This window comes from Streptomyces sp. NBC_01268 (assembly GCF_036240795.1).
Classification (GTDB): domain Bacteria; phylum Actinomycetota; class Actinomycetes; order Streptomycetales; family Streptomycetaceae; genus Streptomyces.
In genome coordinates this window covers 2,740,781-2,766,329 of the sequence record NZ_CP108454.1, presented here as the reverse complement: position 1 = coordinate 2,766,329, position 25,549 = coordinate 2,740,781, and the positions used below count along the sequence as shown (strand labels likewise).

The 25,549-nt window shown below is 72.8% G+C and carries 24 protein-coding genes; 20 read left to right on the top strand and 4 right to left on the bottom strand.

Annotated elements, in window-relative coordinates; genetic code table 11:
• The first annotated feature begins 39 nt into the window (after nt 1-39).
• Together OG309_RS12250 and hemW are read left to right on the top strand one after the other, a co-directional pair.
• Nucleotides 40-1,917 carry an AMP-dependent synthetase/ligase gene (locus tag OG309_RS12250; RefSeq protein WP_329420500.1) on the top strand — a complete coding sequence of 626 codons (1,878 nt, stop codon included), beginning with the start codon at nt 40-42 and terminating at the stop codon, nt 1,915-1,917.
• 95 nt (nt 1,918-2,012) lie between these two features.
• Nucleotides 2,013-3,245, top strand: a complete 1,233-nt coding sequence (gene hemW, locus OG309_RS12245) for a radical SAM family heme chaperone HemW (RefSeq protein WP_329420499.1) — start codon at nt 2,013-2,015, stop codon at nt 3,243-3,245.
• A gap of 274 nt (nt 3,246-3,519) precedes the next feature.
• On the opposite strand, the gene OG309_RS12240 is transcribed toward hemW, so the two are convergent.
• Nucleotides 3,520-4,332 (bottom strand): DUF3097 domain-containing protein, encoded by an 813-nt coding sequence (locus tag OG309_RS12240; protein WP_329420498.1) that lies wholly within the window; start codon nt 4,330-4,332, stop codon nt 3,520-3,522.
• An 89-nt stretch (nt 4,333-4,421) separates the two neighbouring features.
• Nucleotides 4,422-5,144, bottom strand: coding sequence for an MBL fold metallo-hydrolase (locus tag OG309_RS12235; RefSeq protein ID WP_329420496.1), 723 nt, complete (start codon nt 5,142-5,144; stop codon nt 4,422-4,424).
• A 156-nt stretch (nt 5,145-5,300) separates the two neighbouring features.
• On the opposite strand from OG309_RS12235, the gene hrcA reads away from it, so the two are divergent.
• The 7 genes from hrcA (at nt 5,301) to OG309_RS12200 (ending at nt 12,148) form a co-directional block, all read left to right on the top strand.
• The gene (hrcA, locus tag OG309_RS12230; RefSeq protein ID WP_329420493.1) at nt 5,301-6,320 is read left to right on the top strand and encodes a heat-inducible transcriptional repressor HrcA; all 1,020 of its coding nucleotides are present in this window, start codon (nt 5,301-5,303) and stop codon (nt 6,318-6,320) included.
• Nucleotides 6,321-7,457 carry a molecular chaperone DnaJ gene (gene dnaJ, locus OG309_RS12225; protein ID WP_329420491.1) on the top strand — a complete coding sequence of 379 codons (1,137 nt, stop codon included), beginning with the start codon at nt 6,321-6,323 and terminating at the stop codon, nt 7,455-7,457.
• A gap of 327 nt (nt 7,458-7,784) precedes the next feature.
• Complete coding sequence (locus OG309_RS12220) at nt 7,785-8,864, top strand: nitronate monooxygenase (protein WP_329420489.1); 1,080 nt, start codon at nt 7,785-7,787, stop codon at nt 8,862-8,864.
• Nucleotides 8,861-9,604: a 16S rRNA (uracil(1498)-N(3))-methyltransferase gene (locus OG309_RS12215; RefSeq protein ID WP_329420487.1), complete on the top strand. Its 744-nt coding sequence runs from the start codon at nt 8,861-8,863 to the stop codon at nt 9,602-9,604. Before OG309_RS12220 ends, OG309_RS12215 begins: the two co-directional genes overlap by 4 nt.
• 194 nt (nt 9,605-9,798) lie before the next feature.
• Complete coding sequence (locus OG309_RS12210) at nt 9,799-10,158, top strand: histidine triad nucleotide-binding protein (protein ID WP_329420486.1); 360 nt, start codon at nt 9,799-9,801, stop codon at nt 10,156-10,158.
• Nucleotides 10,159-10,172: 14 nt separating this feature from the next.
• The gene (locus OG309_RS12205) at nt 10,173-11,075 is read left to right on the top strand and encodes a ribonuclease Z (RefSeq protein WP_329420484.1); all 903 of its coding nucleotides are present in this window, start codon (nt 10,173-10,175) and stop codon (nt 11,073-11,075) included.
• 68 nt (nt 11,076-11,143) lie between these two features.
• Nucleotides 11,144-12,148 carry an adenosine deaminase gene (locus OG309_RS12200; protein WP_329420483.1) on the top strand — a complete coding sequence of 335 codons (1,005 nt, stop codon included), beginning with the start codon at nt 11,144-11,146 and terminating at the stop codon, nt 12,146-12,148.
• Between the two features lie 153 nt (nt 12,149-12,301).
• On the opposite strand, the gene OG309_RS12195 is transcribed toward OG309_RS12200, so the two are convergent.
• Nucleotides 12,302-13,579, bottom strand: a complete 1,278-nt coding sequence (locus OG309_RS12195; RefSeq protein WP_329420481.1) for an MFS transporter — start codon at nt 13,577-13,579, stop codon at nt 12,302-12,304.
• A gap of 270 nt (nt 13,580-13,849) precedes the next feature.
• Between OG309_RS12195 and OG309_RS12190 the strand changes: the two genes are divergently transcribed.
• The 5 genes from OG309_RS12190 (at nt 13,850) to OG309_RS12170 (ending at nt 18,422) form a co-directional block, all read left to right on the top strand.
• A complete protein-coding gene (locus OG309_RS12190; protein WP_329420479.1) occupies nt 13,850-14,965 on the top strand; it encodes a carbohydrate kinase family protein in 1,116 nt (371 codons plus the stop codon).
• A 193-nt stretch (nt 14,966-15,158) separates the two neighbouring features.
• Nucleotides 15,159-16,244 (top strand): PhoH family protein, encoded by a 1,086-nt coding sequence (locus OG309_RS12185; protein ID WP_329420477.1) that lies wholly within the window; start codon nt 15,159-15,161, stop codon nt 16,242-16,244.
• A gap of 12 nt (nt 16,245-16,256) precedes the next feature.
• Nucleotides 16,257-16,754: an rRNA maturation RNase YbeY gene (gene ybeY, locus OG309_RS12180; RefSeq protein ID WP_329420475.1), complete on the top strand. Its 498-nt coding sequence runs from the start codon at nt 16,257-16,259 to the stop codon at nt 16,752-16,754.
• Nucleotides 16,755-16,764: 10 nt separating this feature from the next.
• Nucleotides 16,765-18,072 (top strand): hemolysin family protein, encoded by a 1,308-nt coding sequence (locus tag OG309_RS12175; protein WP_329420473.1) that lies wholly within the window; start codon nt 16,765-16,767, stop codon nt 18,070-18,072.
• Nucleotides 18,069-18,422 carry an MmcQ/YjbR family DNA-binding protein gene (locus tag OG309_RS12170; RefSeq protein ID WP_329420472.1) on the top strand — a complete coding sequence of 118 codons (354 nt, stop codon included), beginning with the start codon at nt 18,069-18,071 and terminating at the stop codon, nt 18,420-18,422. Before OG309_RS12175 ends, OG309_RS12170 begins: the two co-directional genes overlap by 4 nt.
• A 1-nt stretch (nt 18,423) precedes the next feature.
• Here the strand turns inward: OG309_RS12170 and OG309_RS12165 are convergent, their stop codons facing one another.
• The gene (locus OG309_RS12165) at nt 18,424-19,854 is read right to left on the bottom strand and encodes an MFS transporter (RefSeq protein WP_329420470.1); all 1,431 of its coding nucleotides are present in this window, start codon (nt 19,852-19,854) and stop codon (nt 18,424-18,426) included.
• 92 nt (nt 19,855-19,946) lie between these two features.
• On the opposite strand from OG309_RS12165, the gene OG309_RS12160 reads away from it, so the two are divergent.
• The 6 genes from OG309_RS12160 (at nt 19,947) to era (ending at nt 25,542) form a co-directional block, all read left to right on the top strand.
• On the top strand, nt 19,947-20,834 hold the full coding sequence (locus OG309_RS12160) for a helix-turn-helix transcriptional regulator (RefSeq protein ID WP_329420468.1): 888 nt from the start codon (nt 19,947-19,949) through the stop codon (nt 20,832-20,834).
• Nucleotides 20,835-20,926: 92 nt separating this feature from the next.
• Nucleotides 20,927-21,289 (top strand): cytidine deaminase, encoded by a 363-nt coding sequence (locus OG309_RS12155; protein WP_329420467.1) that lies wholly within the window; start codon nt 20,927-20,929, stop codon nt 21,287-21,289.
• A 199-nt stretch (nt 21,290-21,488) separates the two neighbouring features.
• On the top strand, nt 21,489-21,968 hold the full coding sequence (locus OG309_RS12150; protein WP_329420466.1) for a hypothetical protein: 480 nt from the start codon (nt 21,489-21,491) through the stop codon (nt 21,966-21,968).
• A 227-nt stretch (nt 21,969-22,195) separates the two neighbouring features.
• Nucleotides 22,196-23,533: a beta-xylosidase gene (locus OG309_RS12145; protein WP_329420465.1), complete on the top strand. Its 1,338-nt coding sequence runs from the start codon at nt 22,196-22,198 to the stop codon at nt 23,531-23,533.
• 62 nt (nt 23,534-23,595) lie between these two features.
• Nucleotides 23,596-24,570, top strand: coding sequence for a WxL protein peptidoglycan domain-containing protein (locus OG309_RS12140; RefSeq protein WP_329420463.1), 975 nt, complete (start codon nt 23,596-23,598; stop codon nt 24,568-24,570).
• 21 nt (nt 24,571-24,591) lie between these two features.
• Nucleotides 24,592-25,542, top strand: a complete 951-nt coding sequence (gene era / locus OG309_RS12135; RefSeq protein WP_382748331.1) for a GTPase Era — start codon at nt 24,592-24,594, stop codon at nt 25,540-25,542.
• The last annotated feature ends 7 nt before the right edge of the window (nt 25,543-25,549 follow it).

Sequence of the window (25,549 nt, the reverse complement as noted above, 5' to 3'; positions counted from 1 at the left end):
CGCACCGCCTGACCGCACCGCCGCCGCCCGGAGGACGTCGTGAGCGACACACAGACCCTGATCGAGAACCGGCCGCCGTCCGTGGCGACCCTTTTCCTTGAGCGCGTCGAGCGGACCCCGGATGCGGAGGCCTACCGCTATCCGGTCCCCGCCGCCTCCGGGCAGGGCCCCGACGAGTGGAAGTCGCTCAGTTGGGGGCAGGCCGCCGAGCGGGTCTACGGGATCGCCGCCGGCCTCATCGACCTCGGCGTCCAGCCGGAGGAGCGGATCGCGCTCGCCTCGTCGACCCGGGTCGAGTGGATCCTCGCCGACCTCGGCGTGATGTGCGCGGGCGCCGCCGTGACCACGATCTACCCCCAGACCAACGCCGAGGAGTCGGCGTTCATCCTCTCCGACTCCGACTCGCGCGTCCTCATCGCGGAGAACGCCGACCAGCTCGCCAAGGCCGTCGAGCGGCGCGCCGAGCTGCCCCACCTCCACCACGTGGTCGTCATCGACCCCGAGGGCGCCGACACCGACGACGAGTGGGTGCTGACCCTCGCCGACCTGGAGGCCCGCGGCAAGGCGTACCTGGAGAAGCATCCGGAGGCCGTCAAGGAGCGGGTCGGGGCGATCACCGCCGATCAGCTGGCCACCCTCATCTACACCTCGGGCACCACCGGCCGCCCCAAGGGCGTCCGCCTCCCGCACGACAACTGGTCCTACATGGCCAAGGCCATCGCCGCCACCGGCCTGGTCACCCAGGACGACGTGCAGTACCTGTGGCTGCCGCTCGCCCACGTCTTCGGCAAGGTGCTCACCTCGGGCCAGATCGAGGTCGGCCACGTCACCGCCGTCGACGGCCGCATCGACAAGATCATCGTGAACCTGCCGGTCGTGCAGCCCACCTACATGGCGGCCGTCCCGCGCATCTTCGAGAAGGTCTACAACGGAGTCGCCGCCAAGGCCCGCGAGGGCGGCGGCGCCAAGTACAAGATCTTCCAGTGGGCGGCCGGGATCGCCCGCGAGTACGCCAAGGTCACCCAGGACAACTTCCGCCGCACCGGCACCGCCTCCGCGCCCTTCGGCCTCGCCGCCAAGCACAAGGTCGCCGACGCGCTGGTCTACAAGAAGCTCCGCGAGGCCTTCGGCGGGCGGCTGCGCGCCGCCGTCTCCGGCTCGGTCGCGCTGGCCCCCGAGATCGGCTACTTCTTCTCCGGCGCCGGCATCCACATCCTGGAGGGCTACGGCCTGACGGAGTCCTCCGCCGCCTCCTTCGTCAACCCGGGCGAGGCCTACCGCACGGGCACCGTCGGCAAGCCGCTGCCCGGCACCGAGGTCCGCATCGCCGACGACGGCGAGATCCTGCTGCGCAGCCCCGGCGTCATGGAGGGCTACCACGGCCTGCCGGAGAAGACGGCGGAGGTCCTGGAGGCGGACGGCTGGTTCCACACCGGCGACATCGGCGAGCTGTCCGCCGACGGCTACCTGCGGATCACCGACCGCAAGAAGGACCTGTTCAAGACCTCCGGCGGCAAGTACATCGCCCCGACCGAGGTCGAGGGCCAGTTCAAGGCCGTCTGCCCGTTCGTCTCCAACATCGTGGTGCTCGGCGCCGACCGGAACTACTGCAGCGCCCTCATCGCTCTCGACGAGCCCGCCATCCTCGGCTGGGCGGCCGAGCACGAGCTCGGCGGCAAGTCCTACGCGGAGGTCGTCGCCGCCCCGCAGACCCAGAAGCTCATCGAGGGCTACGTCGCCCGCCTCAACGAGGGCCTGCAGCGCTGGCAGACGATCAAGAAGTTCCGCCTGCTGCCGCGCGACCTCGACGTCGAGCACGGCGAGCTCACGCCCAGCCTGAAGATGAAGCGGCCGGTCGTGGAGCGGACCTACCAGCACCTGATCGACGACATGTACGAGGGCGCCCGCGAGGCCTGACCGGGCCTCGGCCGGCCCGAGCGGTCCTGAGCTGGGGTTTCCCCGGTTATCCACAGGTTCGACGGTCACCTCGGGCGGTACGGGACAATGGCTGCATGCCTTCCGTACTGCCCGATGGTGAGCCCATGCCCGAGGACGGGGCGCTGCCCGCCCACGCCCTGGAAGGGGCCGGCGAGCGGCCGCTCGGGTTCTATCTGCACGTCCCGTACTGCGCGACCCGCTGCGGCTACTGCGACTTCAACACGTACACCGCGAGCGAGCTGCGCGGTGCCGGCGGCGTGCTCGCCTCCCGAGAGAACTACGCGGGCCAGGTCGCCCAGGAGATACGCCTGGCCCGCAAGGTCCTCGGCGACGACCCGCGTCCCGTCCGGACCGTCTTCGTCGGCGGCGGCACGCCCACGCTGCTCGACGCGGGCGACCTGGTCGCGATGCTCGCGGCGATCCGGGAGGAGTTCGGGCTCGCCGACGACGCCGAGGTGACGACCGAGGCGAATCCGGAGTCCGTCGACCCCGCGTATCTGGCGACGCTGCGCGAGGGCGGCTTCAACCGGATCTCCTTCGGCATGCAGAGCGCCCGACAGCACGTGCTGAAGATCCTCGACCGCACCCACACCCCCGGACGCCCCGAGGCGTGCGTCGCCGAGGCGCGGGCGGCCGGCTTCGACCACGTCAACCTCGACCTCATCTACGGCACCCCCGGCGAGTCCGACGACGACTGGCGGGCCTCCCTCGACGCGGTGATCGGCGCCGGACCCGACCACGTCAGCGCCTACGCGCTCATCGTGGAGGAAGGCACCCAGCTGGCCCGGCGCATCCGCCGCGGCGAGATACCGATGACCGACGACGACGTCCACGCCGACCGGTACCTGATGGCGGACGAGGTGCTCTCCGGGGCGGGCTTCGAGTGGTACGAGGTGTCCAACTGGGCCACCTCGGAGGCCGGACGGTGCCTCCACAACGAGCTGTACTGGCGCGGCGCCGACTGGTGGGGCGCCGGGCCCGGCGCCCACAGCCACGTGGGCGGGGTGCGCTGGTGGAACGTCAAGCACCCGGGCGCGTACGCGGCGGCCCTGGGCTCCGGCACGTCGCCCGGCGCCGGGCGCGAGGTGCTGTCGGAGGAGGACCGGCGGGTGGAGCGGGTCCTGCTGGAGCTCCGGCTGCGCGAGGGCGTCGAGCTGGCCCTCCTGAAGCCCGCGGGCCTGGCCGCGTCCCGCAAGGCCCTGGAGGACGGTCTCCTCGCCCCCGAGCCGTACGCCCAGGGGCAGGCCGTCCTGACCCTGCGCGGCCGCCTGCTGGCCGACGCGGTGGTGCGGGACCTGGTGGACTGAGGCGACCGGGGAGAGCAGGGAGAGCAGGGCTACCTGGGCTACCTGGGCAGAGGAGGCGCGCCGGGGCTGGCCGGGGGTGGACCGGGGCGCGCCGGGGCTGGCCGGGGGTGGACCGGGGCGCGCCGGGGCTGGCCGGGGGTGGACCGGGGCGCGCCGGGGGCGGGCCGGGGCCGGGTGTCCGGCCCGGCGGGGGCCCGGGTGTCCGCCCGGCGCCCTCGACATCCCCGAGCCCCCCCGGCCTCCCTCAGATGCCCCCGGTCGCCCTCGGGTGCCGTCAGTCGCCCTCAGGTGCCGTCACGTGGTCGATGAGGTGCTCCACCGCGCCCAGGAGCTCCGGCTCCAGGTCCTTGTACGACGTGACCTTCGACAGGATGTGCTGCCAGGCCGCGCCCGTGTTCTCCGGCCAGCGCAGGGCGCGGCAGACGCCGGTCTTCCAGTCCTGGCCGCGGGGGACCGAGGGCCAGGCCGGGATGCCCACCGAGGCGGGCTTCACGGCTTCCCAGACGTCGATGTACGGGTGCCCGACGATCAGGACGTCCGGGGACGAGACCTGGGCGGCGATGCGGGACTCCTTGGAGCCCGGCACCAGATGGTCGACGAGGATGCCGAGGCGGGCGTCGGGGGCCGGGGCGAACTCGGCGACGATCGCCGGGAGGTCGTCGATGCCCTCCAGGTACTCGACGACGACGCCCTCGATGCGCAGGTCGTCGCCCCAGACGCGTTCGACCAGCTCGGCGTCGTGGCGGCCCTCCACGTAGATCCGGCCGGCCCGGGCGACGCGCGCCCGGGCGCCCGGGACGGCGATCGATCCGGAGGCGGTCCGGGCGGGGCGGGTCGGGGCGGGGCGGGAGGGACGGACCAGGGTGACGACCCGGCCCTCCAGGAGGAAGCCGCGCGGCTCCATCGGGAAGACCCGGTGCTTGCCGAAGCGGTCCTCCAGCGTCACCGTGTCCGCCTCGCAGCGGATCACGGCCCCGCAGAAGCCGGTCGCGACCTCCTCCACGACGAGATCGCGGTCCGCCGGGACCTCGGGGACGGGCGCCGAGCGCTTCCAAGGGGGAGTCAGATCCGGGTTGTAACTGCGCATGGGCCCGATTCTGCCCTGGGCGGGCCCCGTCCGCCGTGAGCGGGCGAGGGAGCGTCAGGTCCCGTCCCGCGGGCGGGCGTTCGACGCCGCTACACCACCCCGAAGCGCCGCGCCAGCTCCTCGCGCTGGCGGCGCACGAACGCGGCGTCCACCACCGCCCCGTGGCCCGGTACGTACACCGCCTCCGCGCCGCCCAGGGACAGCAGCCGGTCCAGCGCCGCCGGCCAGCGCCCGGGGATGGCGTCGGGACCCGCCTGCGGTTCGCCGGACTCCTCGACCAGGTCGCCGCAGAAGACGACCTCCGGCGCGCCCGGCACGAACAGGGCGAGGTCGTGGCCGCTGTGGCCGGGGCCGATGTTCGCGAGGAGCACCTGGCGGCCGCCCAGGTCCAGGGTCCACTCGCCCGAGACCGTGTGGCGGGGCGCGACCAGGACCTCGGCCGCCTCCGCCGCGACCCGGGCGTCCACCCCCTGCCGTACCGCGTCCGTGCACAGCTCCTCCCGCTCGCGCGGCAGCAGCGTGTCCATGCCGACCGCCCCGAAGACCTCGGCCCCGGAGAAGACCGCCGTGCCCATGACGTGGTCGAAGTGCGGATGGCTGAGTGCGATATGCGTCACCCGGCGGCGGCCCGTCAGCGCCTCCACCTGGGTGCGCAGCTCGGCGCCCTGCGCGAGGGTCGCCCCCGTGTCGTACAGCAGCACCGCGTCCCGCCCGATGACCAGGCCCACCGTGGCGTCCCAGCCCGGCAGCCGGCGCCTGCCGACACCCTCCGCGAGGCGCTCCCAGCCGTACTCTTCCCATTTCACGTCCATGCGGCGACGCTAACCGCTACGACCCCGCCGACCCCGCCTCCTTGCCAGGAGCGATGTCCGCCGCCGTACACTGGCCGGGGAATTCCTGGCACTCGGGCAGGGCGAGTGCCAAAAAGGGAAGAACCGGAACCGGATCGACAGCTGGAGGTGTGCGCGGTGCTCAGCGAACGCAGACTCGAGGTGCTGCGCGCCATCGTCCAGGACTACGTCGGGACGGAGGAGCCCGTCGGCTCCAAGGCGCTGACCGAGCGCCACAAGCTGGGCGTGTCGCCCGCCACCGTGCGCAACGACATGGCGGTGCTGGAGGAGGAGGGCTTCATCGCCCAGCCTCACACCAGCGCCGGGCGCATCCCCACCGACAAGGGCTACCGCCTGTTCGTGGACCGGCTGGCCGGCGTCAAGCCGCTGTCGACCCCCGAGCGGCGGGCGATCCACAACTTCCTCGACGGAGCCGTCGACCTCGACGACGTCGTCGGCCGCACGGTACGGCTGCTCGCGCAGCTCACCCGGCAGGTCGCGGTCGTGCAGTACCCCTCGCTGACCCGTTCGACGGTCCGGCACGTGGAACTGCTGTCGCTGGCCCCCGCCCGGCTCATGCTGGTGCTCATCACCGACACCGGCCGGGTCGAGCAGCGGGTCATCGACTGTCCGGCGCCCTTCGGCGAGACCACCCTGGCCGACCTGCGGGCCCGGCTCAACAGCCGGGTCGTCGGCCGCCGGTTCGCGGACGTGCCGCAGCTGGTGCAGGACCTTCCCGAGTCCTTCGAGGAGATCGAGGACCGCGGCACCGTCACGACGGTGCTCGCGACCCTCCTCGAAACGCTCGTGGAGGAGCAGGAGGAGCGGCTCATGATCGGCGGCACCGCCAATCTGACCCGCTTCGGACACGACTTCCCCCTGACGATCAGGCCCGTCCTGGAAGCCCTCGAGGAGCAGGTCGTGCTCCTCAAGCTGCTCGGCGAGGCCAAGGAGTCGGGCATGACCGTACGCATCGGGCACGAGATCGCCCACGAGGGGCTGACGTCCACGTCGGTCGTCTCGGTCGGCTACGGTTCCGGCGGCGAGGCAGTCGCCAAACTCGGCGTGGTCGGACCGACCCGCATGGATTACCCCGGAACGATGGGAGCGGTACGCGCAGTGGCACGTTACGTCGGACAGATCCTGGCGGAGTCGTAAGTGGCCACGGACTACTACGCCGTACTCGGCGTACGCCGCGACGCGTCGGCAGACGAGATCAAGAAGGCCTTCCGTCGACTCGCCCGCGAGCTTCACCCGGACGTGAACCCGGACCCGAAGACCCAGGAGCGGTTCAAGGAGATCAACGCCGCTTACGAGGTGTTGTCGGACCCGCAGAAGAAGCAGGTCTACGACCTCGGCGGCGACCCGCTCTCCGCCTCCGGCGGCGGTGGCGCCGGCGGCTTCGGCGCGGGTGGCTTCGGGAACTTCTCGGACATCATGGACGCCTTCTTCGGTACGGCGTCCCAGCGCGGACCGCGCTCGCGCACCCGGCGCGGCCAGGACGCGATGATCCGCCTGGAGATCACCCTCGACGAGGCGGCCTTCGGCACCACGAAGGACATCCAGGTCGACACGGCCGTCGTGTGCACCACCTGCTCCGGCGAGGGCGCCGCGCCCGGCACCTCCGCGCAGACCTGTGACATGTGCCGCGGTCGCGGTGAGGTCTCCCAGGTCACGCGGTCCTTCCTGGGCCAGGTCATGACCTCCCGCCCCTGCCCGCAGTGCCAGGGCTTCGGCACCGTCGTCCCGACCCCGTGCCCCGAGTGCGCGGGCGACGGCCGGGTCCGTTCCCGCCGCACGCTCACGGTCAAGATCCCGGCCGGTGTCGACAACGGCACCCGGATCCAGCTGGCCGGCGAGGGCGAGGTCGGCCCCGGCGGCGGCCCCGCCGGCGACCTGTACGTCGAGATCCACGAGACCCCGCACGACGTCTTCCAGCGGCGGGGGGACGACCTGCACTGCACGGTCACCCTCCCGATGACGGCGGCCTCCCTCGGCACGAAGGTGCAGTTGCAGACCCTGGACGGTCTGGAGGACGTCGACATCCGCCCGGGCACCCAGTCCGGCCAGTCGATCCCGCTGCACGGCCGCGGCGTCACGCACCTGCGCGGCAACGGCCGGGGCGACCTGATCGTCCACGTCGAGGTGCAGACCCCGTCCAAGCTGGACCCGGAGCAGGAGCGCCTGCTCCGCGAGCTGGCCAAGCTGCGCGGCGAGGAGCGCCCGACGGGGCAGTTCCAGCCGGGGCAGCAGGGGCTGTTCTCGCGGTTGAAGGACGCGTTCAACGGGCGGTAGGCGCTCGGCTGGGGGTCCGGGGGTCGTCCCCCGGGTCAGCACGGTCAGCCGGGGCAGCAGGGGCTGTTCTCGCGGTTGAAGGACGCGTTCGACGGGCGGTAGGCGCTCGGCTGGGGGTCCGGGGGTCGTCCCCCGGGTCAGCACGGTCAGCCGGGGCAGCAGGGGCTGTTCCCGCGGTTGAAGGACGCGTTCGACGGGCGCTGAGTTCCGTACGGCATATGCCTGGGGGCGGTTCCGCTTTGTGCGGGGCCGCCCCTTCGCGTACGCCTCCCGTAACCCCTCCCGTACCGATTCGGCCGGGCCGTCCCGGCATGGCACGATGCCTGCATGTCCACCGCACTGAACGATCTCTCTCGGCATCCGATCGTGCAGGCCCCCATGGCGGGTGGCGCATCCTCTCCCGAGCTCGTCGGTGCCGTGTGCGAGGCGGGGGCCCTCGGGTTCCTGGCCGGCGGGTACAAGACCGCGGGCGGGCTCTACCAGGAGATCAAGCGGGTCCGCGGACTCACCGGACAGCCCTTCGGGGTCAACCTCTTCATGCCGCAGAGCGGTCAGCCCGCCGACCCCGCCGCCGTCGAGGTCTACCGGCACCAGCTCGCCGGGGAGGCCGGCTGGTACGAGACGGAGCTCGGGGACCCGGACCAGGGCCGCGACGACGGGTACGACTCCAAGCTGGCGATCCTCCTCGACGACCCGGTGCCGGTCGTCTCCTTCACCTTCGGCTGCCCCGACCGCGACGCGCTCGACGCCTTCGCCCGGGTCGGCACGTTCACGATCGTCACCGTCACCTCCGTCGAGGAGGCCCGCACCGCCGAGCGCGCCGGGGCCGCCGCCCTGTGCGTCCAGGGCACCGAGGCGGGCGGACACCAGGGCACCCACCGGGACGACCCGGCCGACGGGCCGTCCGCCGGCAGCGGCGGCGGGCTGCTCGCGCTGCTCACCGAGGTGCGCGAGAGCGTCCGGCTGCCGATCGTCGCCACCGGCGGCATCATGCGCGGCCGCCAGATCGCCGCCGTCCTCGCCGCCGGCGCCGACGCTGCCCAGCTCGGCACCGCGTTCCTGGTCTGCCCCGAGTCCGGCGCGGACCCGCTGCACAAGCGGGCCCTGACCGACCCGCTGTTCACCCGCACCGAGCTCACCCGGGCCTTCTCGGGCCGCCCGGCCCGCGGCCTGGTCAACCGGTTCATGCGCGAACACGGGCCGTACGCCCCCGCCGCCTACCCCGAGGTCCACCACCTCACCGCCCCGCTGCGGAAGGCCGCCGCGACCGCCGGCGACCCGCAGGGCATGGCCCTGTGGGCCGGGCAGGGCCACCGCCTGGCCCGCGACCTCCCGGCCGGGCGGCTCGTCGAGGTCCTCGCGGAAGAACTCCACACCGCCCGAGAAAGCTCCAGGAGCGCATCGTGACCGCACCCGTCTTCGTCGTCGACACCGTGCCCCCGGTGGGCGGCTTCCTCCTCGACGGGCCCGAGGGCCGCCACGCGGTGTCCGTGAAGCGGCTGCGCGCGGGCGAGGAGCTGGTGCTGACCGACGGGAACGGCGCCTGGGCCGCGTGCGTGGTCGCCGCCGCCGAGGGCAAGGACCAGCTGACCGTCGAGGTCACGGCCGTCCACGAGGACCCGGCGCCCGCGCCCCGCATCACCGTCGTCCAGGCCCTGCCCAAGGGCGACCGCGGCGAACTGGCCGTCGAGACCATGACGGAGACCGGCGTGGACGCGATCGTGCCGTGGGCGGCGTCCCGCTGCATCACCCAGTGGAAGGGCGAGCGCGGCCTGAAGGCGCTCGCCAAGTGGCGGGCGACGGCCCGCGAGGCCGGCAAGCAGTCCCGCCGCACCCGCTTCCCCGAGGTCGCCGACGCGATGACCGGCAAGCAGGTCGCCGCCCTCCTCGCCACCGCCGACTTCGCGGCCGTGCTCCACGAGGACCGCGACCACCCGAGCGGGGCGCTCGCCACCGCCGAACTCCCCGGGCACGGCGAGATCGTGCTCGTCGTCGGCCCCGAAGGGGGCGTGTCCCCGGAGGAGTTGGCGCTCTTCGAGGCGGCGGGGGCGAAGCCGTACCGCCTCGGCCACAGCGTGCTGCGCACCTCCACGGCGGGCACGGCGGCGGGGGCGCTCGTCCTCGGGCGGACCGGGCGCTGGTCCTAGGGCACACCACTCGGAAGTCCCCCGGGCGCACCGCCCGGAGCCCCCGGCGCACCGCCCGGAGGCCCCGGCGCACCGCCCGGAGGCCCCGCGGTCGGCGCCCGTGACAATTCCCGGCGCCCGACCCGCCCCGCCGGGGTCCCGATAGCATGCGCGTGTACTGATCACTGATCAACGGAGTCGAGGAGGATCGGGCCATGGCCGGAGAGCCGCAGAGCGACTGCCTGTTCTGCAAGATCGTGGAAGGGGAGGTCCCGGCGACGATCGTGCGCGAGACGGAGACGACCGTCGCGTTCCGCGACATCAACCCGCAGGCGCCCACGCACATCCTGGTCATCCCGCGCCTGCACTACCCGGACGCCGCCTCCCTCGCCGCCGCCGCGCCGACGGTCGCCGCCGACGTGCTGCGCGAGGCCGGTGAGATCGCCGCGGAGGAGAAGATCGACGGTCACGGTTTCCGGATCGTGTTCAACACCGGCGCCGGCGCCGGACAGACCGTCTTCCACGCCCACGCGCACGTCCTCGGCGGCCGCGGCCTCAACTGGCCCCCCGGATAGGACCGGACGTCACCGTGTCCGTACGCGAACTGGTCGTCCTCGGCACCGCGAGCCAGGTGCCGACCCGGCACCGCAACCACAACGGCTACCTGCTGCGCTGGGACGGCCAGGGCATCCTCTTCGATCCCGGCGAGGGCACCCAGCGGCAGATGCTCAGGGCCGGGGTCGCGGCGCACGACCTGAACCGGATCTGCGTCACGCACTTCCACGGCGACCACTCGCTCGGCCTGGCCGGGGTGATCCAGCGGATCAACCTCGACCAGGTCCCGCACCCGGTCACCGCGCACTACCCGGCGAGCGGGCAGCGGTTCTTCGAGCGGCTGCGGTACGCCACGGCCTACCGCGAGACCGTGCGGCTGACCGAGGCGCCGGTCGACGCCGACGGGCCGCTCGCCGTCACCGGCTCGTACACCCTCGACGCCCGCCTGCTCTCCCACCCCGTGGAGTCCTACGGCTACCGGCTCACCGAGCCGGACGGGCGCCGCATCCTGCCGGAGCGGCTCGCCGCGCACGGCATCAAGGGCCCCGACGTCGGCCGGATCCAGCGGGAGGGCGTGCTGGCCGGCGTGACCCTCGACGAGGTGAGCGAGGTCCGGCGCGGCCAGCGGTTCGCCTTCGTGATGGACACCCGGCTGTGCGACGGGGTGCACGCGCTCGCCGAGGGCGCCGACATGCTCGTCATCGAGTCGACCTTCCTCGACGAGGACGTCCGGCTCGCCACCGACCACGGCCACCTGACGGCCGGCCAGGCCGCGGCCGTCGCCCGCGACGCGGGTGTGCGGCACCTCGTCCTGACCCACTTCTCGCAGCGGTACTCCGATCCCTCGGAGTTCGAGCGGCAGGCGCGGGCGGCCGGGTTCGAGGGCGAGCTGAGCGTCGCCCAGGACCTGATGAGGATCCCCGTACCGAAGCGATAGGCGGCGCCGTCCGGGCCAGGCCCCGGACGGACGGCCGTACACCGAGACACTCCAGGAAAGCACCAGCGATGCCCGTACCCAAGGCCGAACTGCACCTCCACATCGAGGGCACCCTCGAACCCGAGCTGGCGTTCGCGCTCGCCGCGCGCAACGGCGTCACCCTGCCGTACGCGGACACCGAGGCCCTGCGCGAGGCGTACCGCTTCAGCGACCTGCAGTCCTTCCTGGACCTGTACTACGGCCTCATGGCCGTCCTGCGCACCGCCGAGGACTTCACCGAGCTCGCCGACGCCTACCTCGCGCGGGCCGCCGAGCAGGGCGTGCGGCACGCCGAGATCTTCTTCGACCCGCAGGCGCACACCGCCCGAGGCGTCCCGTTCGGCGTGGTCGTGGAGGGGCTCGGCGTCGCCCTCGACCGTGCGCAGGAGCGGTACGGGATCTCCACCCGGCTCATCATGTGCTTCCTGCGCGACGAGTCGGCCGAGTCGGCGATGGCGACGCTGGAGGCCGCGAAGCCGTACCTCCACCGGATCACCGGCGTCGGCCTCGACTCGGCGGAGGTCGGCCACCCGCCGGCGAAGTTCCGCGAGGTGTACGAGGAGGCCGCCGGGCTCGGTCTGCGCCGGGTCGCGCACGCGGGCGAGGAGGGTCCCGCCGCGTACATCCGCGAGGCGCTGGACGTCCTCGGCGTCGAGCGGATCGACCACGGCCTGCGCTGCCTGGAGGACCCCTCGCTCGTCGAGCGGCTGGCACGGGAGCGGGTGCCTCTGACGCTCTGCCCGCTGTCCAACGTGCGGCTGCGGACGATCGACACCATCGAGGACCACCCGCTGCGGACCATGCTGGCGGCGGGGCTCGTGGCGACGGTCAACTCCGACGACCCCGCCTACTTCGGGGGCTATGCGGGCGACAACTTCGACGCGGTGCGGGATGCGCTGGGGCTGGGGGAGGAGGAGCTGCGGACCTTGGCGCGGAACTCGTTCCTGGCGGCGTTCCTGGAGGACGCGGAGGGGTTGCGGGAGCGGTATCTCGCGGAGGTCGAGGCGTATGAGTTCGGGGGCGGCGGGGCGTAGGCGCTTCGCGGGGGCGGGGCGGCTCCGCCGGGCGGGCGTGGGGGCTCGACGGGCGGCGCCTCGGTGGTCGGGGGGCGGGGCGGGGGCGCCTGCGGCGGGCCGTTCCCCACGCCGCCCCTTCCCGAACCTGGGCTCCGCCCCGGACCCCGCGCCTCAAACGCCGGCGGGGCTGGAACGGGCACCCACCACGCCGGGCCGAGCACCGACCGCCCCGGGTCGAGCCTCGCCCACCGCCCCGGGGCGAGCCCCCGGTCCGGGAAGGGCCGGGGTGCGGGAGAGGGCTCGCAGGGGCGGGAAGGGCGGGCGGCCCGTTGCCTGTCGGGCCACTGCCGTCAGCGGGGCCGCGACCAGCAGGAGCAGTGCGCACAGGGTCAGGCCCATGCCCCGGTAGCCGGCCGACTCCGCCAGCGCGCTGCCCGTCACCGGGCCGCAGGCCACGCCCAGGGAGGAGGCCGAGCCGACCAGGACGGCCCAGCGGCCGCGCGGGTCGAGGGAGGCGGCCAGGCCGAGGAGGTAGGACAGGACGACGGGGTACACCGCGTTCCACAGGATCTCGCCGGTCGCGAAGGAGTACGGGCCTTCGGCGGACGAGCTGAGCAGGACGCAGAGGGCGATGAGGAGCGTGCCGGCGCCGATGGGCACGACGCGGCCGAGGCGGCGGCCCAGGACTCCGGCGGCGGTGGCGCCGGCGAGTCCGGCGCCGAGGGCGACGGCGAAGACCAGGCCGAGGGTGACCTCGGAGAGCCCCGCCTGGGTGAGACCGATCCGGCCGCTGACGCCCCACAGCGCGTTCTGGGCCATCGACCAGCACAGGATCGAGGCGGCCAGTACGAGCCCCGCGCGGCGGTGCGGGAGGGGGGTCGCCAGGCGGTGGCGTGGAGCGCCGGGGAGGCCGGTGGGGGTGGGCAGGTGAGCCGTCGTCGGGTAGGTGAGGAGCGCCGTCGCCGCTATCGCCGCGAACGGCAGGGCGTGGCCGCCGCCGAGGTGCGGCAGGCTCAGGTAGAGGGCGCCCGCCGTCGCGGAGACGCTGAGGAGGCCCAGGGTGGCCGCGCGGTGGGGGTCGCCGCGGCCGGCGATGCCGGCCGCGGCGACGGCCGTGGCGGTGCCGGAGCCGAAGCCGCCGAGGACCGCGCCCGCCACGACCTGCGCCGGCGTGCCGCTCGCGGCGGCCGTCCCGTAGCCGAGGGCCATGGCGAGCAGCCCGAGGCGGGCGGCCCGGCGGGGCCCGATCCGCTCCACCCGGGACGCGAGGACGAAGCCCGCGCAGGCCGAGCCGAGCAGCAGGATCGAGCCGACCAGACCGGCTTGGGCGGTACTGAGGGAGAGCCCCGCGGAGAGCCTGCCGACGACGGTCGGCAGCAGGTACGGGGCGAGGTATCCGGCCGTGAAAAGGGCGACGAGGGCCCCCAGGGCACGCGGGCGCGCGGGCATGGGCGTTCCAGGGACTGAACGGGGAAATGAGATGACGCCCGGTGATCCACACGGTCGCGGCACCATGTGTATCAAGCATCCGAGTGGGCGGAGAAGGCGTGATCCCCCGATTGGAACTGTGATACGGGTCACAATCGGTTTGGGATGGGGTTCTGTGGGTATCAAGCGACGACCTCGTTGCGTCACCCCTGTCCCGCCACCCCCTTCGGGCACACTGTCCGGATCAGCACCAGGGTGCCGATCCGCCGCACCACGACCGGGGAGCCTGCCGTGACCGAACGCGACACCGACGTCGACCCGCTGGTCCGGCTGCGCGAGCCGACCGACCCCGACTGCGACGTCTTCCTCACGGGCACGGTCTTCCTCGACATCATCTTCACGGGCCTCGACAGCGCCCCTGTGCGGGGCACCGAGTCCTGGGCCCGGGGGATGGGATCCAGTCCGGGCGGCGTCGCCAACATGGCCACCGCGCTGGCCCGGCTGGGGCTGCGCACCTCGCTCGCCGCCGCCTTCGGCGACGACCACTACGGCGAGTACTGCTGGGACGCCCTGGAGCAGGGCGAGGGGATCGACCTCTCGCTGTCGCGGACCGTGCCGGGCTGGCATTCGCCCGTCACCGTCTCCATGGCGTACGAGGGCGAGCGGACCATGGTGTCCCACGGGCACGCCGCCCCGCCGCTCGACGGCTCCCTGCCCGCCTACCCGTCGCACGCCTACCCGCCGCACGCCCGCGCCGCCGTCGCCTCCCTGGTGCCCGGCCGCAGCGAGGAGTGGGTGGCCAGGGCCGCCCGCAGCGGTGCCAAGGTCTTCGCCGACGTCGGCTGGGACGACACCGGCCGGTGGGACCTGGCCGGTCTCGGCGACCTGGAGCACTGCGAGGCCTTCCTGCCCAACGCGGCCGAGGCGATGCGCTACACCCGCACCGACTGCCCGCGCGCCGCCGCCCGCGCCCTCGCCGACAAGGTGCGCTACGCCGTCGTCACGCTCGGCTCCGAAGGGGCCTACGCCGTGGACGGGGGCACCGGCGAGACCGCCGAGGTGCCCGCGATCCAGGTGGCGGCGCTCGACCCGACCGGCGCGGGGGACGTCTTCGTCGCCGGTTTCGTCACCGGCACCCTCGCCGGCTGGCCGCTCGCCGACCGGCTCGCCTTCGCCGGGCTGACCGCCGCGCTGTCCGTGCAGGAGTTCGGCGGCTCGCTCTCCGCGCCCACCTGGGGCGAGATCGCCGCCTGGTGGCAGACGGTCCAGGGCCACGAGGGCCAGGACCCGGAGGCGTTGCGCAGCCGCTACGCCTTCCTGGAGCGGCTGCTGCCGGTCCCGGACCGTGCCTGGCCGCTGCGCCGTGCGGTCCCCACCATCGGCTTCCGCTCGACGCCCGCCTCCTGAGCGGCGGCCCGGACCGTCGGGCCGCGTCCCCACGGCCGTTCCTCCGCCGGGGCGCCCCCGTGGGCGGTGCCGGCCCGCCTCCCGTAAACCGCTTCGGGGTTGTCCGTACCGAGTCGTAGGCTTGGTATCCGAGAGGTTGTCGAGCAGCGAGAACCCTGCAACGGGAGGTATGTGCAGGCCCCAGTGCCGGCCCATGACTCAGACACCCACAGCCCACAACGGAGCCTCCCTCGACGGGACGCCCGCCCAGGCCCGCGCGCTCTTCACCGTCCCCGCCAAGCACCCCATGGTGACCGTCCTCGGATCCGGTGACAGCCTGCTGCGCGTGATCGAGGACTCGTTCCCCGACGCGGACATCCACGTCCGGGGCAACCAGGTCACCGCGGTCGGAGACGCCGCGGAAGTCGCGCTGATCCAGCGCCTGTTCGACCAGATGATGCTGGTGCTCCGCACCGGTCAGCCGATGACGGAGGACGCAGTGGAACGCTCGATCGCCATGCTCAGGGCGAGCGAGAACGGTGAGGGGGAGGGCGGCCAGGAGACCCCGGCCGAGGTGCTCACGCAGAACATCCTCTCCAGCCGCGGTCGCACGATCCGCCCCAAGACGCTCAACCAGAAGCGCTACGTCGACGCCATCGACAAGCACACCATCGTCTTCGGCATCGGCCCCGCCGGTACCGGAAAGACCTATCTGGCCATGGCCAAGGCGGTCCAGGCCCTGCAGTCCAAGCAGGTCACCCGGATCATCCTGACCCGGCCTGCGGTCGAGGCGGGCGAGCGGCTCGGGTTCCTGCCCGGCACGCTCTACGAGAAGATCGACCCGTACCTGCGGCCGCTCTACGACGCGCTGCACGACATGCTCGACCCCGACTCGATCCCCAAGCTGATGGCGAACGGGACGATCGAGGTCGCGCCGCTGGCGTACATGCGAGGCCGGACGCTCAACGACGCGTTCATCATCCTGGACGAGGCGCAGAACACGAGCCCCGAGCAGATGAAGATGTTCCTCACCCGCCTCGGCTTCGACTCGAAGATCGTCATCACGGGTGACATCACCCAGGTCGACCTGCCGGGCGGCACGAAGAGCGGTCTGCGGCAGGTCCGGGAGATCCTGGAGGGTGTCCCCGACGTGCACTTCTCGACGCTCACGTCGCAGGATGTCGTACGGCACAAGCTGGTCGGCCGTATCGTCGACGCGTACGAGCAGTACGACATCCGCAACGAGGGCCGCAACGAGGGCCGTGGCGCCAGCCGCGGTGGCGGCCGCAACGGGAAGTAGAAACAGCAGCACATGTCGATCGACGTCAACAACGAGTCCGGAACCGAGGTCGACGAGCAGGCGATCCTCGACATCGCCCGCTACGCCCTCGCCCGTATGCGCATCCACCCGCTCTCCGAGCTCTCGGTGATCGTCGTGGACGCCGACGCGATGGAGCAGCTCCACATCCAGTGGATGGACCTCCCGGGCCCGACGGACGTCATGTCCTTCCCGATGGACGAGCTCCGTCCGCCGGCGAAGGACGACGAGGAGCCCCCGCAGGGGCTCCTCGGCGACATCGTGCTCTGCCCCGAGGTCGCCACCCAGCAGGGCAAGGACGCCCCGACGCAGCACTCCATGGACGAGGAGCTCCAGCTCCTCACCGTCCACGGGGTGCTGCACCTGCTCGGCTACGACCACGAGGAGCCGGACGAGAAGGCCGAGATGTTCGGTCTGCAGGCCGCCATCGTGGACGGCTGGCGCGCGGAGAAGGGCCTGACCGGCCCCTCCCCGGCCCCCACCGTCTCCTGAGCGGGCGGCCATGAGTGCTCAGCTGATCCTGGGCGCGGTCGCCCTGGTCGTCGTCGCCTGGCTCGCCGCCTGCGCCGAGGCCGGCCTCGCCCGCGTCTCCAGCTTCCGTGCCGCCGAGGCGGTGCGGTCGGGGCGGCGCGGCGCCGAGAAGCTGGCGCAGGTCGCCGCCGACCCGACCCGCTACCTCAACGTGGCACTGCTCGTCCGGGTCGCCTGCGAGATGGCGGCCGGCGTCCTCGTCACGTACGCCTGCCTGGAGGAGTTCCCGGAGACCTGGGAGGCGCTGCTCGTCGCCATCGCCGTCATGGTGCTGGTGTCGTACGTCGCCGTCGGCGTCTCCCCGCGCACCATCGGGCGCCAGCACCCGCTGAACACGGCGACCGCCGCCGCGTACGTCCTGCTCCCGCTGGCCCGGATCATGGGCCCCATCCCGCAACTCCTCATCCTCATCGGCAACGCGCTCACGCCCGGCAAGGGCTTCCGCAAGGGCCCGTTCGCCTCCGAGGCCGAGCTGCGGGCGATGGTCGACCTCGCCGAGCAGGAGTCGCTCATCGAGGACGACGAGCGCCGCATGGTGCACTCCGTCTTCGAGCTGGGCGACACCCTGGTGCGCGAGGTGATGGTGCCGCGCACCGACCTGGTCTGCATCGAGCGGTACAAGACCGTCCGTCAGGCCCTCACCCTCGCCCTGCGCTCCGGCTTCTCGCGCATCCCGGTGACGGGTGAGAACGAGGACGACATCGTCGGCATCGTGTACCTGAAGGACCTGGTCCGCAAGACGCACATCAACCGGGACGCCGAGGCGGACCTGGTGTCCACGGCGATGCGCCCGGCGACCTTCGTGCCCGACACCAAGAACGCGGGCGACCTGCTGCGCGAGATGCAGCAGGAGCGCAACCACGTCGCCGTCGTCATCGACGAGTACGGCGGCACGGCCGGCATCGTCACCATCGAGGACATCCTGGAGGAGATCGTCGGCGAGATCACCGACGAGTACGACCGGGAGCTGCCGCCCGTCGAGGAGCTCGGCGACGACCGCTACCGGGTCACCGCCCGCCTCGACATCGGCGACCTCGGCGAGCTCTACGGCTTCGGTCCGGACGAGTACGACGACGAGGACGTGGAGACCATCGGCGGACTGCTCGCCAAGGCCCTCGGCCGGGTGCCGATCGCCGGGGCCAACGCCGTCGTGGAGCTGCCCGACGGGCGGCGGCTGCGGCTGACCGCCGAGTCCCCGGCCGGCCGCCGGAACAAGATCGTGACCGTGCTCGCCGAACCGGTCGAGCCGGCCGGCACCGAGGAGGATCCGGAGTCGTGACCCCCGACCAGCTGCGTGCGTTCTGCCTGGACTTCAACGACGCGACGGAGGAGTTCCCGTTCACTCCGGAGACCTCCGTCTTCAAGGTCGCCGGGAAGATGTTCGCGCTGTCGGCACTGGACTCCGAGCCGCTGCGGATCAACCTCAAGTGCGATCCGGACGACGCCGTACGGCTCCGCGAGGAGCACCCGGCGATCGCCCCCGGCTACCACATGAACAAACGGCACTGGAACACCGTGACCGTCGGCGAACTCCCGGACCGGATGGTCCGGGAGCTCGTCGAGGACTCGTACGACCTCGTGGTCGCCGGCCTGCCGAAGGCGGTACGGCTCCGGCTCGACCGCCCCTGAGTCACCGGCGGCGCAGCCCGAGCGCGACCACCACGGCCGCGCCCAGCACGATCGCCGCGTCCAGGGCGAGGACCGTGCGGACGCCCCCGTACAGGTTCTCGCCGGTGGTGGCGAGCACGCCGAGCAGCGGGATGCCGACGGTGATGCCGACCTGCTGGGTGGTGGTCACCAGACCGGTGGCCAGCCCCTGCTCGTCGTCGGGCACGCCGGAGGTGACGGTCACGCCGTACGCGATGATCGCGCCCAGGTGGAACATCGAGGCCAGCGAGACGAAGACGGTCGCGAGGAGGGCGCCCGAGGAGGTGCCGATGCCCAGGATGGCCGCCGTGAACAGGCCCTGCGCGACGAGCGAGACCACCAGGGTGCGGCGGGCGCCGAAGCGGCCGATCACCTTCGGGGCCAGCGAGCCGGCGAGGACCGACAGGATGCCCTGGACGCCGAAGACCAGACCGGTGAGGAAGCCCGAAAGGCCCAGCGTCTCCTGCAGGTACAGGGTCAGCACGAACACGACCGTCGACATCATCGAGAAGGTGACGAGCCCGCCCAGGTTGCCGAAGGCGATGGTGCGCCGCTTCAGCATCGGCAGCGACACCAGCGGAGCGGAGCTGCGGGACTCGACGACCGCGAACGCCGTCAGCAGGCCCACGCCCGCGACCAGGGTGATCAGGACGTCCGCGCCGCCGAAGCCGCGCTCGGCCGCCGTCGACAGGGCGTAGATCAGCGAGAGCAGACCGCCGGTGACGGTGACCGCGCCCGGCACGTCCAGCTTCGGCCGCTCGGGGGTGCGGGACTCGGGCAGCAGGCCCGGCGCCAGCGGCAGCACGATCACGCTGAACAGGGTGAGCAGGGCCATCGTGGAGCGCCAGCCCAGGGCGTCGGTCATGACGCCGCCGAGGACCATGCCGACGGTGAAGCCCAGCGACAGCAGGGTGCCGGAGATGCCGAGCGCCCGGTCGCGCTGCGGGCCCTCGGGGAAGGTGGTGGTCAGCAGGGACATGCCGGTCGGCACGATCATCGCCGCGCCGATGCCCTGCAGGGCGCGCCCGGTGAGGAAGGAGGCCGGGTCCCAGGCGAGGGTGGCGAGCAGGGAGGCCGCGCCGAACAGCGCGAGGCCGGTCAGGAACAGCTTCTTGCGCCCGTACAGGTCGCCGAGCCGGCCGGACAGCAGCAGGAAGCCGCCCGACGGCAGGGCGAAGGCGGTGACCGCCCACTGCAGCGCGGCGGGGCTGAGGCCGAGGTCGGCGCCGAGCACCGGCAGTGCCACGTTCAGCACGGAGAAGTCCAGGGCCACCATGAACTGGGCGGCGCACAGCACGATCAGGATGAGCCGGGCGCGGCCGGAGAGCGCCGGCGGTGCGGGTGCGGGTGCGGGTGCGGGAGCGGGCGGGGTCTGCTGGGCCGGGGGAGAGTCCGGAGAGGTCACGGTTGCCATGCCCACGACTCTGGTGGCTCGGGAACAACGGTGGGGAGCGGGAACTTATCCTGTTGGTCGCACCACCAGGCAGCCAGGGGGAGGAAGCACACGTGGCCACGCCACTGGAGAGCGCCGACGCCAAGTCGCACCGACTGGCCGAGCTCCGCGAGTTCCTGAGGAGCCGTCGGGCCCGGGTGAGCCCCGCCGAGGCGGGCCTGCCGGACGGCGGCGCGCGGCGCCGCACCCCGGGGCTGCGCCGCGAGGAGGTCGCCGTCCTCGCCGGGGTCGGGGTGTCCTGGTACCAGTGGCTGGAGCAGGGCCGGGACATCACGGTGTCGGCGCAGGTCCTCGACTCGGTGGCGCGGGTGCTGCGGCTGAGCCCGACCGAGCGGCGCCATCTGTACGTGCTGGCGGCGCTGAACCCGCCGGCGCCGGAGCTCGCCCCGGAGGACCGGGACATGTGCCACGGGCTGCGGCGCCTGATCGACACGTGGATGCCGTTCCCGGCGCACATCATGGACCAGTACTGGAACACCGTGATGTACAACGACGCGGCGGCGATCGTGCTCGGCATGCGCCCGGAGATCGTGCAGAACTGCCTGATCGCCTTCTTCACGGACCCGCTCTACCGGGTGCGTTCGCCCCGCTGGCAGGAGCTCGCGCCGAGGGTCGTCGCCCAGTTCCGCGCGGCCTGCTCGGAGTGCCCGGACGACGAGGGCTTCCGGCAGGTGGTCGAGGAGGCCGAGGCGGCGAGCGAGGAGTTCGCGGAGCTGTGGCAGCGCCGGGACATCCTGCCCGGCGGCCAGAACCGCAAGGAGATGGAGCACCCGCTGGTCGGCCCGCTGGTCGTGGAGGCCACCCAGCTGCGCGTCCCGGCCCGCCCCGACCTGGTGATCGTCCTGCACACCCCGCTGGCGGAGGCGGACACCGCCGCCAAGCTGGAGTGGCTGGTCTCCCCGGAGGGCCGGCGCGGGGCGATGTACCCGGTCGCGGGCTGAGCGGAGCACACGGGTGTCCGGGGGTCGGTAGGCAGGTGTCCGCAGGTCGGGCGTCCGCCCGTGGGCCGGCCGGGCCGACCTATCCTCGGGGCATGACACTCAACCGCGAGCACGACGACCTCGGCGCCGAGGACCTCAAGATCATCACGCTGGCGCGCAGCGCCCGCGCCCGCAACGGGGTGCCCGAGGGTGCGGCGGTACGTGACGAGACCGGGCGGACGTACGTCGCCGGCACGGTCGCGCTGGAGTCGCTCAAGCTCAGCGCGCTGCAGACCGCGGTCGCCATGGCGGTGGCCAGCGGCGCCGAGTCGCTGGAGGCCGCGGCCGTCGTGTCCACCGCGGAGGCCGCCTCCGACGCGGACCGCGCGGCGGTCCGGGACCTGGGCGGGCCGCAGACCCCGGTGCTGCTGGCCGGCACGGACGGGCGCCTCAAGGCGGCGGTCTGGGCGGGCTGAGCCCCGTACCCACCCGCGAGAGGCCCGGCACGCGTCCCGTGCCGGGCCTCTTGCGCGTTTGTGAAGGATCAACGGAACTTCTCTTGCCTTCCCCGCTCCGGTGCGCATCAATAACAGCGACCGGTCCGACGGACCGTCAGATCTCCAGACGCAGTGTCCGCACCCCTGCGTTCGTCATCGGAAGGGGTACGAACTCGTCATGAGAAGCAGAAGCAGCTTAGGAGTCGCCGCGGTGCTCGCCGGAGCGCTCGCCGCCACCGGCCTCGCCCTCGCGCCGGGTGCCTACGCCGTGTCGCCCGGCACGGCCACCGCCACCTACGACTGCGGGTCCTGGGGCGGCGGCAGCGCCACCCTGACGGCCACGCAGAGCGGAACGGCGGCGACGATCACCATCACCTCCGCGGTGAAGACGCCGATCTCGGTCGGCAAGGACACCATCGCCTCCACCCTGACCCTGGCCAAGGCCGGCGGCGGTACGCGGGTGTTCACCGGGACCAAGAACCCGGCGATCCCCGCGAACACCTCGGTCACCATGGGCCCGCTCAGTGGGACCGTCGCCTCCGGTGACAGCCTCAACTCGTACTTCGCGGGCGTCGCGCTGAAGATGGTGATCTTCGGCGTCACGGTGAACTGCGACGCCCTCACCTCGCAGACGCCAGGACCCTTCGTGTTCAGCTGAGCCCCACCCGCACGGCCGACCGGTACCGCCCAGGGCGGTACCGGTCGTTGCTGTGTCCGCCCCTCTTCGAGTCGCCGCTCACCACCACGCTGACCTGCGGAAACCCGATCAGAGCGGCGATCTTGACAGTATCTGATGGGTCATCAGTCGGTGTGTTTCGATTCCATTGACTTCTCTCGGCCCGGAGCCGTCAATGGCGCCCTCTCATCCCTCAGGAGGGGACCCACATGGCACTCGAAAAAAGCCGCGCGGCGGCTCGAAGACGGCGTCGCTGGACGGCCGTCCTCGGCGCCACCGCGCTCGCGCTCACCGCCGGCGGCGCGCTCGCCGCACCGGCCGGAGCCACCACGACCTCCCAGCCCGTCGACTTCGCCACGCACTGCGTGCCGCCGCCGATCGCGGGCATCCCGCCGATCGACGGCACCACCACGGCGCAGATCACCGTCGACAACGCCACGCCCAAGGTCGGCGACACGGTCAAGGTCACCTACACGGTCACCAAGCCCGCGGCCTCCAACCCGGTGGACCTCGCCCTCCCGGCCGACATCATGACCCCGAGCGGCAAGGTCGCCCTCGGCGGCGCCCAGTCCGGCGCGGTCACCGTCACCGGACAGAAGAAGAACCCGCCCATCCCGGGCAAGGGCACCTTCCCGGCGTTCTCCATGACCGGCACCTTCACGGTCACCACGCCCGGCTCGATCACCCTCTCGCCCGGCGACTACAACATCCACACCAGCTACATCATGGAGCTGGACACCCCCTGCACCGTCTCCAACGCACCCGTCTCCGAGACGGTCACGGCGACGGCGCAGCCCGGCGCGAACGAGCGTGCCCTCCAGCTCGACAACGCCTCCGGCGCGCCCGGCGTCCGGGTCACCGTCTCCGGCACCAAGTTCACCCCGCTCGCCGAGGTCACCGTCGTCGGCCGGGCCGGAGCGGCCGAGACCGCCGACCGGATGACCGTCACGACCGACAGCGAGGGCGGCTTCGCGGCCCGCCTGAAGGTCAACGACAAGGCGACCACCGGGATCGTGGCCTACGAGGGCGCGGCCTGGGACCCCGACAAGGGTGCGGGCCCCGTCGCGTACCAGGTCATCGACGACACCCCGACCCCGCCGAACAGCCAGAAGATCACGGCCTCGGTCACGGCGGGCCAGCTGTCGATGACCCAGGCCGGTGACGCCGTGCAGCTCTCGGCCGTCGACTTCGGCCAGGGCGGCGCCGCCACCGGACCCCTGCAGACGGTGACGGTCAAGGACTTCCGCGGCGGCCCCGCGGGCTGGTCCCTGACCGGCAAGGTCACCGACTTCACCGGACCGGGCGGGGCCATCGGCGCCGACAAGCTCAGCTGGACGCCGTCCTGCACCACCAAGGCGGGCAGCCCCAGCACCTGCGCCCCCGGCGCCGCGGGCCCCGTCGGCTCCACCGGCGCCACCCTCGCCTCCACGCCCAACGGCACCCTCACCGGCGGCGAGTTCACCATCGACGCGGGGCTCTCCCTCGACGTCCCGGCGTTCACGGCGCCCGGCAGTTACGCGGGCGTGCTCACGCTGACGCTGTCCTGACCGCCCGACGGGCCGGCCGCGCACCCGGCCGGCCCGTCACACTTCCCAAGGGGTCCGCACCCGTGCGCAAGCCGTACGTCCTCCTCCTGAGCGTCCTGCGCGCCCTGAGCGTGCTCGGCGCCGTGCTGCTGCTCGGCGGGCCCGCCGCCGCGCCCGCCTCCGCCGCCGAGAACGGCGAGTGGGCCGTCTACCCGGCGGCCTCCCGGCTCGGCAGCCGCCCGTACTTCTACCTCTCCGCGGACCCCGGCGGCACGGTGACCGACCGGGTCACCGTCGCCAACAAGACCGCCGCCCCGCTCAGCTTCCTGCTGTACGGGGCCGACGCCTACAACACCGAACGCGACGGCGGCTTCGCCGTCCGCACCCGGCAGGAGAAGCAGACCGGCGCCGGCGCCTGGATCCGGCCCGAGCGCGACCGGGTCACCGTCCCGCCGCACTCCTCCGTCACCGTCCCCTACACCCTCACCGTCCCCGCCGACGCCGCACCGGGCGACCACCCCGGAGCCGTCGTCGCCCTCGACGAACGGATCGCCAAGGGCTCCGGCGGCTCCGTCGCGCTCGGCGTGCAGCGCGCCGTCGGTGCCCGCGTCTACCTGCGGGTCGGCGGCCCCACCGTGCCCGCCCTCGGCGTCGAGGACGTCACCCTCGAACAGGACCGGCCACTGGTGCCCGGCGCCGGCACGAGCACCGCCGTCGTCTCGTACACCCTCTACAACCGCGGGAACGTCACCCTCAACCCCAAGGTCGCCCTCAAGGCCCAGGGGCTCTTCGGGCGCACCCTGCTCACCCGCGACCTGGACCGGCTCCCCGCCGAACTGCTGCCCCGGCAGAAGATCCGGCTCAGCGAGCGGTGGACCGGATCGCCGCAGCTCGACTGGGGCGAGCTGACCCTGACCGCGACCGCGAAGGACGTCCGCGAGTCCGGCCGGGTCTCCTTTCTCGCCCTGCCCTGGCTCCCCCTCGCGGTGCTCGTCGCCGGGGGTGCGGCCGGGCTGTTCGGCCTGCGGATACGCCGCCGCCGGGCGCTGAGTACGTGAGGGGGCCTTCCATCGGGGAGAATGGCCCCCATGAGCGCTCGTACTGATGAGAACACCGCCCCCCACCGGGCCGGCTTCGCCTGCTTCGTCGGCCGCCCCAACGCGGGCAAGTCCACCCTCACGAACGCTCTGGTCGGCCAGAAGGTGGCCATCACCTCCAACCGGCCGCAGACCACGCGGCACACCGTCCGCGGCATCGTGCACCGCCCCGACGCCCAGCTGATCCTGGTCGACACCCCCGGGCTCCACAAGCCGCGCACCCTGCTCGGCGAACGCCTCAACGACGTCGTGCGCACCACCTGGGCCGAGGTCGACGTGATCGGCTTCTGCCTGCCCGCCGACCAGAAGCTGGGCCCCGGCGACCGCTTCATCGCCAAGGAGCTCGCCGAGATCAAGAAGACGCCCAAGGTCGCGATCATCACCAAGACCGACCTGGTCGACTCCAAGACCCTCGCCGAGCAGCTGATCGCGATCGACCAGCTCGGCAAGGAGCTCGGCTTCGAGTGGGCGCAGATCGTCCCCGTCTCGGCCGTGGGCAACAAGCAGGTCCAGCTCGTCGCCGACCTGCTCATCCCGCTGCTGCCGGAGTCCCCGCCGCTGTACCCCGAGGGCGACCTCACCGACGAGCCCGAGATGGTCATGGTCGCGGAGCTGATCCGCGAGGCCGCGCTCGAAGGCGTACGCGACGAGCTGCCGCACTCCATCGCCGTGGTCGTCGAGGAGATGATCCCGCGCGAGAACCGCCCGGCGGACCGGCCGCTGCTCGACATCCACGCCAACGTGTACATCGAGCGCCCCAGCCAGAAGGGCATCATCATCGGCCCCAAGGGCAGCCGCCTCAAGGAGGTCGGCATGAAGTCCCGCAAGCACATCGAGGCGCTGCTCGGCACCCCGGTCTTCCTCGACCTCCACGTGAAGGTGGCCAAGGACTGGCAGCGGGACCCGAAGCAGCTCAGGAAGCTGGGCTTCTAGCCCGGGA

Bases quoted from the DNA above. Each gene is read 5' to 3' on its own strand.
- OG309_RS12145 (WP_329420465.1), top strand. From the start codon at position 22,196: ATGGCACTCGAAAAAAGCCGCGCGGCGGCTCGAAGACGGCGTCGCTGG.
- OG309_RS12185 (WP_329420477.1), top strand. From the start codon at position 15,159: ATGACTCAGACACCCACAGCCCACAACGGAGCCTCCCTCGACGGGACG.
- OG309_RS12200 (WP_329420483.1), top strand. From the start codon at position 11,144: ATGCCCGTACCCAAGGCCGAACTGCACCTCCACATCGAGGGCACCCTC.
- hemW (WP_329420499.1), top strand. From the start codon at position 2,013: ATGCCTTCCGTACTGCCCGATGGTGAGCCCATGCCCGAGGACGGGGCG.
- era (WP_382748331.1), top strand. From the start codon at position 24,592: ATGGCCCCCATGAGCGCTCGTACTGATGAGAACACCGCCCCCCACCGG.
- OG309_RS12235 (WP_329420496.1), bottom strand. From the start codon at position 5,144: ATGGACGTGAAATGGGAAGAGTACGGCTGGGAGCGCCTCGCGGAGGGT.
- OG309_RS12150 (WP_329420466.1), top strand. From the start codon at position 21,489: ATGAGAAGCAGAAGCAGCTTAGGAGTCGCCGCGGTGCTCGCCGGAGCG.
- OG309_RS12175 (WP_329420473.1), top strand. From the start codon at position 16,765: ATGAGTGCTCAGCTGATCCTGGGCGCGGTCGCCCTGGTCGTCGTCGCC.
- OG309_RS12240 (WP_329420498.1), bottom strand. From the start codon at position 4,332: ATGCGCAGTTACAACCCGGATCTGACTCCCCCTTGGAAGCGCTCGGCG.
- OG309_RS12155 (WP_329420467.1), top strand. From the start codon at position 20,927: ATGACACTCAACCGCGAGCACGACGACCTCGGCGCCGAGGACCTCAAG.
- OG309_RS12195 (WP_329420481.1), bottom strand. From the start codon at position 13,579: ATGCCCGCGCGCCCGCGTGCCCTGGGGGCCCTCGTCGCCCTTTTCACG.
- OG309_RS12210 (WP_329420486.1), top strand. From the start codon at position 9,799: ATGGCCGGAGAGCCGCAGAGCGACTGCCTGTTCTGCAAGATCGTGGAA.
- ybeY (WP_329420475.1), top strand. From the start codon at position 16,257: ATGTCGATCGACGTCAACAACGAGTCCGGAACCGAGGTCGACGAGCAG.
- OG309_RS12165 (WP_329420470.1), bottom strand. From the start codon at position 19,854: ATGGCAACCGTGACCTCTCCGGACTCTCCCCCGGCCCAGCAGACCCCG.
- OG309_RS12220 (WP_329420489.1), top strand. From the start codon at position 7,785: ATGTCCACCGCACTGAACGATCTCTCTCGGCATCCGATCGTGCAGGCC.